Source organism: Duganella callida, assembly GCF_004614165.1.
Classification (GTDB): Bacteria; Pseudomonadota; Gammaproteobacteria; order Burkholderiales; family Burkholderiaceae_D; genus Rugamonas; species Rugamonas callida.
Genome location: NZ_SPVG01000278.1, coordinates 1 through 5,491 on the forward strand (window position 1 = coordinate 1; position 5,491 = coordinate 5,491).

Consider the following 5,491-nt stretch of genomic DNA (forward strand, 5'->3'; position numbering starts at 1 on the left):
GGCGTCGCCGGCCTTCAGCACGCCGCGCCGCGTCGGCGGCGCCAGGCCAGCGCCGCCAACCCCAGGCCGAAGATCGCGGCCGTGGCCGGCTCGTCGACCTGCAGGATCAGCAAGGGGATGTCGCTCAGCGCGGCCGGGATGCGGTTGCCGGCCGCGTCGCCCAGCAGCACGTCGTCGGCAAACAGGATGGTGTTGGCCGGCGCCGGTCCCGGCGGCATCTGCACCTTGAAGGCCAGCGTGGCCAGCAGGAAGCTGTCATCCTGCAGCGCGTCCAGCGTGGCGCCGTCCAGCAGCGATATTTCGTCCAGCCGCAGCAGGCCCGGGGTGCCGGTGTCGGCCTGCGCCAGCGCCGTGTTGCCGGGCTGGCCCAGCGCCGTGCCCCAGGCCGACGGCGCCCCGGGCAGGTAGGACAGCAGGTCGGGATCGTAATACAGATCGAGGTGGTAGGCGCCGAGCTCGCTGCTGAGGCCGCCCGACTGCAGGCCGCTGATGGCCAGGTCGACCAGCAGGGTTTCGCCCGGGGCGATCTGGTAGCCGCCGTGCGGCACCAGCGTGATTTGCAGCGCCCGCGCCGGCGCCAGCGCCCCCAGGCAGCCGAGCCAGAACAGCGCTGTCACACAGATTTTCTTCATGATAGGACTCCATCGACTGAGCGAAAGGCGGTTATTTGGCGCACAGCGGCAGCGTGCAGGCGGCCACCAGCTTGCGCACGTCGAGCGCGGTGATGCTGCCGTCATGGTCGAGGTCGCGCGGATCGTTGGGGCCGGACGCCGGCGCATTCAGGCTCTGCAGGAGGATGTTGACGTCGTCGCGGTCCACCGTGCCGTCATTGTTCAGGTCGCCGGCGGTGGCGCTGGCGCTGGTGCTGGTCATGCTCAGCTCGGAGTAGTCGACCATGGTGTCGTCGGCCAGCACCACGTCGAGGTGGCCGTCGGCTTGCAGCATGGGCAGCAGGTCGACCACCTGATCCGGCGCACCGGTCACGCTGTCGGTGGCGGCGTTGCGGATCGGCGTGCGCGCCAGGTTCCAGGTCACGGTGTATTCGGCGCCCGCCTGTGGCGGGAAGCCCAGCAGGTCGGCCAGCGCCACCACGCGCGCGACCTGGCCTTCGGGCGTGGCGGCGGTCTGGTTGAACAGGATCACGTCATTGTCCACCAGATCGCCGGTCATCTTGATGTGCAGCTTGACGCTGGCCGAGGTCAGCAGCGCGCCGCCCGCCAGCGTGGCCGGGTGGGTCAGGCCGACCGCCTGGTTCACCGCGTCCTCGTCGAGGTTGATCGATGGGGCGCGCGGCGCCAGCGCGGCCAGCAGCGCCTCCACGTGCGGCGATTTGGGCGTGACGTCGGCCGCATCGCCCGGGTGGAAGTTGTCCTTGTCGCCGATCAGGCTGGTCTGCACCGGCGCCAGCGCCACCAGCACGTGCCCGGTCGGCGCCGCGATGTTGTAGCTGTCGACGTAGACGTAGTGGTATGCCTGGACATCGCTGGCTTCGATGTCGATCTGGTTGGCGCCGCTGTGCAGCGCCGGCGTCAGGTCCATCGCCACCACCTCGGGCTGGCCGTTGGGTTGCTTGTGAGCGGCCAGGGTGTAGCTGCCGATGATGGTGCCGTTGACCTTGAGCGTCATCTGGTCGTCGGCCGCGACCAGCGCGACGACCTGCGGGATGGGGCCGGGCGGCAGATCGAGCTGGCGGCGGAAATAGGCGGTGGTGTGAGGGCTGCCGGCGCCGGGCGCGCCCGGGCCGGGCCAGTACCACATCAGCTCGCCACGGATGCCTTGCGGATTCAGATACGGGTTGGGCATGGTGACCGGGTTGGGGTAGGGCGCGTAGGCCGGAATCCAGCCGCTGACGCCGTCGGCGCTGGCCAGCCAGTTGCTGCCGCTGAGCAGGTCGGTGCGGGGTGACGCGGCGTGGCCGGGCGCGGCCGCCAACAGGGCGACAGCGGTCAGCAGCGCGGCGCCGCAGCGCGCGATGCATGGTACAAATGTCTTCATGATGAGCTCTCCTCAAATGCTGCGCGGGCCGGGCGTGGTCGGCGCAGACAGGCGTGCCTGCATCACCGGATGGACGCAAAAACGGGACCAGCGCCGTAAGCTGCTGATTCGATTGGCCGGCCGCCGCGCCGGCGGCGGCCAGTGTCAAACCTGCCGACAGGCCAGCTCGCTTCAGGGCAATAACCGGCGCGCGCCGGTAGCGCGGCGGCGCTGCCGTGTTGAGGCGGCTGGAACAGCGCACGCGCACCATGCGTGGCCGCGAGGGGCGATCGAATGCGCCCGCGTGCCGGCTGAACCATCAGATCACGGTGCGGGTGTCCGGCGGCTGCGTGCCGACCAGGGCAATGTCGGGCAGCGGCATGCGCGGCAGCACGATTTTCTCGGCGGGCGCCAGCACCAGCGCGGTGCCGGCGATCACCAGCTGTTGCGCCTGGTTGAGCACCTGGCAGTCCAGCGTGACGCGCCGCGTGGCCGGCTCCAGCGCCTGCACCGTCAGCCGTACCGTCACCGTGTCGCCGACCGCGATCGGGTGGAGGAAGCGCAGCGATTGCTGCAGATAAATGGTGCCCGGCCCCGGCAGCTGCGTGCCCAGCACCGCCGAAATCAGCGCGCCGCCCCACATGCCGTGCGCCACCACGTGGTGGAACACGTCCTGGCGCGCATACTGCGGGTCGACGTGGGCCGGGTTGACGTCGCCCGAGACGATGGCGAACAGCGCGATGTCGCGCGCGCTCAGCGTGCGCACCAGGCTGGCGCTGTCGCCGAGCCGCAGTTGACCGAACGGGCGGTTTTCGATCATCTCCATGGTTCACCCCATCACGTGGTAGCCGGCGTCGATGTATTCGACGTTGCCGGTCAGGCGGCGCGCGGCGTCGCTGACCAGGAAGGCGGCCAGGGCGCCGACGTCGTCGATGCTGACCAGCACATGTTCCGGCGCGCGCGCGCGGGCCAGGTCCAGCAACTCGTCAAAACGGTCCAGCCCGCTGGCGGCGCGGGTTTTCAACGGTCCCGGCGACAGCGCGTGCACGCGGATGCCCTGCGCACCGAGCTCGGCCGCGAGGGTGCGCACGCTGGCCTCCAGCGCCGCCTTCACCGGCCCCATCAGGTTGTAATGCGCCACCACCTTTTCGGCGCCGTAGAAGCTGACGGTCAGCAAACAGCCGCCGTCCGTCATCAGCGGCGCGGCCAGCCGCGCCATGCGCAGGAACGAATGGCAGGTGACGTCCATGGCCAGCGCGAAACCCTCGGCCGAACAGTCGAGCAGACGGCCATGCAGGTCGTCGCGCGGCGCGTAGGCGATCGCGTGCAGCAAGAAGTCCAGCTTGCCCCAGTGCGCGCCGAGGCGCGCGAACACCGCCTCCAGCTGGCCCGCCACGCGCACGTCGCACGGCAGCAGCAGCGCGCTGTCCAGCGCCTGCGCCAGCGGCCGCACGTGCGCTTCGGCCTGCTCGTTCAGATAGGTCAGCGCCAGCTCGGCGCCGGCCGCGCGGAACGCCCGCGCGCAGCCGTAGGCAATGCTGTGCTCGTTGGCGATGCCGACCACCAGTCCTTTCTTGCCGTGCAGGTTCATGCCGGCGCCTCCGCGTTGGCCGGCGCCAGCGCCAGCCGCAGCGCCACGCTGGCGGCGTCCGCGCCGGGCAGCACGGCGAAGCCGTGACGTTGCGCCAGCCGCTGCATGCCCAGGTTGGCACGCAGGCTTTCGCCGACCAGGCGCTGGGTGCCGCGGGCGCGGCAATAAGCGATCAGGCTGCCCAGCAGGATCGCGCCCAGGCCGCGGCGCTGGAGGTCGGAGCGCACGATGATGGCGAATTCGGCGTCGACGTTGTCGGGATCGGCCACGGCGCGCGCCACCCCCAGCGTTTCGGCGCTGCCGTCGGGCCGCTGGCGGGTGGCGATCAGCGCCATCTCTCGGTCGTAATCGATCTGCGTCAGGCGCGCCAGTTGCGACGGCGCCAGCTCGCGCTGGCTGATGAAGGTACGGTAGCGCACGTCCTCGGGCGACAGCGCGTGGAAGAACGCCAGGTGCGCGGACGCGTCCTCCGGCCGGATCGGCCGCAGCAACAGCGGCTGGCCCTGCCACATCAGGCGCTGCTCGAGCTCGGTCGGATAGGGCCGGATCGCCAACCGGTCGACGCCGCGCAGGGTGGTGGCGGCCAGGCTGATGCGCGCGTCCAGCGCGATCACGCCCTGGCTGTCGGCCAGCAGCGGGTTGATGTCCAGTTCGGTGATCTCGGCCAGGTCGCTGACCAGCTGCGACACCTGCAGCAGCACGCGGCAGATGGCGTCGAGGTCGGCCGGCGGCCGGCCGCGGTAGCCGGCCAGCAGCTTCGCCACCCGCGTGCGCGCCACCAGGTCGCGCGCCAGCACCTGGTTCAGCGGCGGCAGCCCCACCGCGTGGTCGGCCGTGACTTCCACCGCCGTGCCGCCCTGGCCGAACAGGATCACCGGGCCGAACACGGGATCGGTGCTGACGCCGACGATCAGCTCGTGGGCCTGCGGCCGGCGCGCCATGGCCTGCACCGCGTAGCCGCGCAGGCTGGCGGCGGGATGGGCCTGGCGCAAGCGCCGGGCCATCGCCGCCGCCGCGGTCCGCAGCATGTCGGGCGACTCGAGATCGAGCGCGACGCCGCCGACGTCGCTCTTGTGCGTGATGTCGGGCGAGACGATCTTCAGCGCCACCGGATAGCCGATCTCCCGCGCCGCCGCCAGCGCCTCATCCACCGTGGCGGCCAGCCGCGTGTCGACCACCGGGATGCCGTAGGCGGCCAGCAGGGTCTTGGCCTCCGGCTCGGACAGCGGGCGCCGCTGCGCCAGCGCCGCGTCCACCATGGCGCGCGCCAGGTCGTGCGGCGCCGCGCCGCCCGGCGCCTGCGCCGGCGGCACTTCCACCAGCAGCTGCTGGTTGCGGCGGTACTGCACCATCTGCATGAAGCCGCCGATGGCGTCTTCCGGGGTGTCGTAGCTGGGAACGCCGGCCTGGGCGAAGATGCGCCGCGCCGGCGCCACCGTGGCCCCGCCCAGCCAGCAGGCCAGCACGTTGCGGCCGCTGTGGTGCAGGCGCGGCGCCAGCGCGGTGGCGATGGCGGTGCTGGACGCCACCGCGGTCGGCGCGTGCAGCAGCAGCACCGCGTCGGCCAGTTCGTCGTGCAGCACCACGTCCAGCGCCTGCTGGTAGCGCTCGGCGCCGGCGTCGCCGATCAGATCGACGGGATTGGCGCGCGACCAGGTCGGCGGCAGCAGCGCGTCCAGCTGCGCCACGCTGGCCGCCGACAGCGTGGCCAGCCGGCCGTGCTGGCAGATCAGGGCGTCGGTGGCCATCACGCCCGGCCCGCCGCCGTTGGTGATGATGGCCAGCCGTTCGCCGCCCAGCGGCTGGGCGCGCGCCAGCGTCTCCACCGCGTCGAACAATTCTTCGGTGGAAAACACGCGCAGCATGCCGGCGCGCCGCAGCGCGGCGTCGTATACGGCGTCGGCGCCGGCCAGCGCACCGGTGTGC

At 71.7% G+C, this 5,491-nt stretch carries 5 protein-coding genes; all 5 read right to left on the reverse strand.

Going from position 1 to position 5,491, the window contains the following annotated elements:
• Nucleotides 1-14 precede the first annotated feature (14 nt).
• The gene (locus E4L98_RS29435) at nt 15-632 is read right to left on the reverse strand and encodes a PEP-CTERM sorting domain-containing protein (RefSeq protein ID WP_167761488.1); all 618 of its coding nucleotides are present in this window, start codon (nt 630-632) and stop codon (nt 15-17) included.
• 31 nt (nt 633-663) lie between these two features.
• Complete coding sequence (locus E4L98_RS29440) at nt 664-1,995, reverse strand: dockerin type I domain-containing protein (RefSeq protein ID WP_135205098.1); 1,332 nt, start codon at nt 1,993-1,995, stop codon at nt 664-666.
• A 298-nt stretch (nt 1,996-2,293) separates the two neighbouring features.
• Nucleotides 2,294-2,800 (reverse strand): MaoC/PaaZ C-terminal domain-containing protein, encoded by a 507-nt coding sequence (locus tag E4L98_RS29445; RefSeq protein WP_135205099.1) that lies wholly within the window; start codon nt 2,798-2,800, stop codon nt 2,294-2,296.
• Nucleotides 2,801-2,803: 3 nt separating this feature from the next.
• Entirely contained in the window at nt 2,804-3,565 is a 762-nt protein-coding gene (fabI, locus tag E4L98_RS29450) for an enoyl-ACP reductase FabI (RefSeq protein WP_135205100.1), read from the reverse strand.
• On the reverse strand, nt 3,562-5,491 hold a 1,930-nt coding region (locus E4L98_RS29455; RefSeq protein WP_135205101.1), incomplete at its 5' end, for a bifunctional acetate--CoA ligase family protein/GNAT family N-acetyltransferase. The genes E4L98_RS29455 and fabI, both read right to left, overlap by 4 nt.

What these genes read in the sequence shown, in the direction of transcription:
- E4L98_RS29435 (WP_167761488.1), bottom strand. Translation starts at nt 632, where the DNA reads ATGAAGAAAATCTGTGTGACAGCGCTGTTCTGGCTCGGCTGCCTGGGG.
- E4L98_RS29440 (WP_135205098.1), bottom strand. Translation starts at nt 1,995, where the DNA reads ATGAAGACATTTGTACCATGCATCGCGCGCTGCGGCGCCGCGCTGCTG.
- E4L98_RS29445 (WP_135205099.1), bottom strand. Translation starts at nt 2,800, where the DNA reads ATGGAGATGATCGAAAACCGCCCGTTCGGTCAACTGCGGCTCGGCGAC.
- fabI (WP_135205100.1), bottom strand. Translation starts at nt 3,565, where the DNA reads ATGAACCTGCACGGCAAGAAAGGACTGGTGGTCGGCATCGCCAACGAG.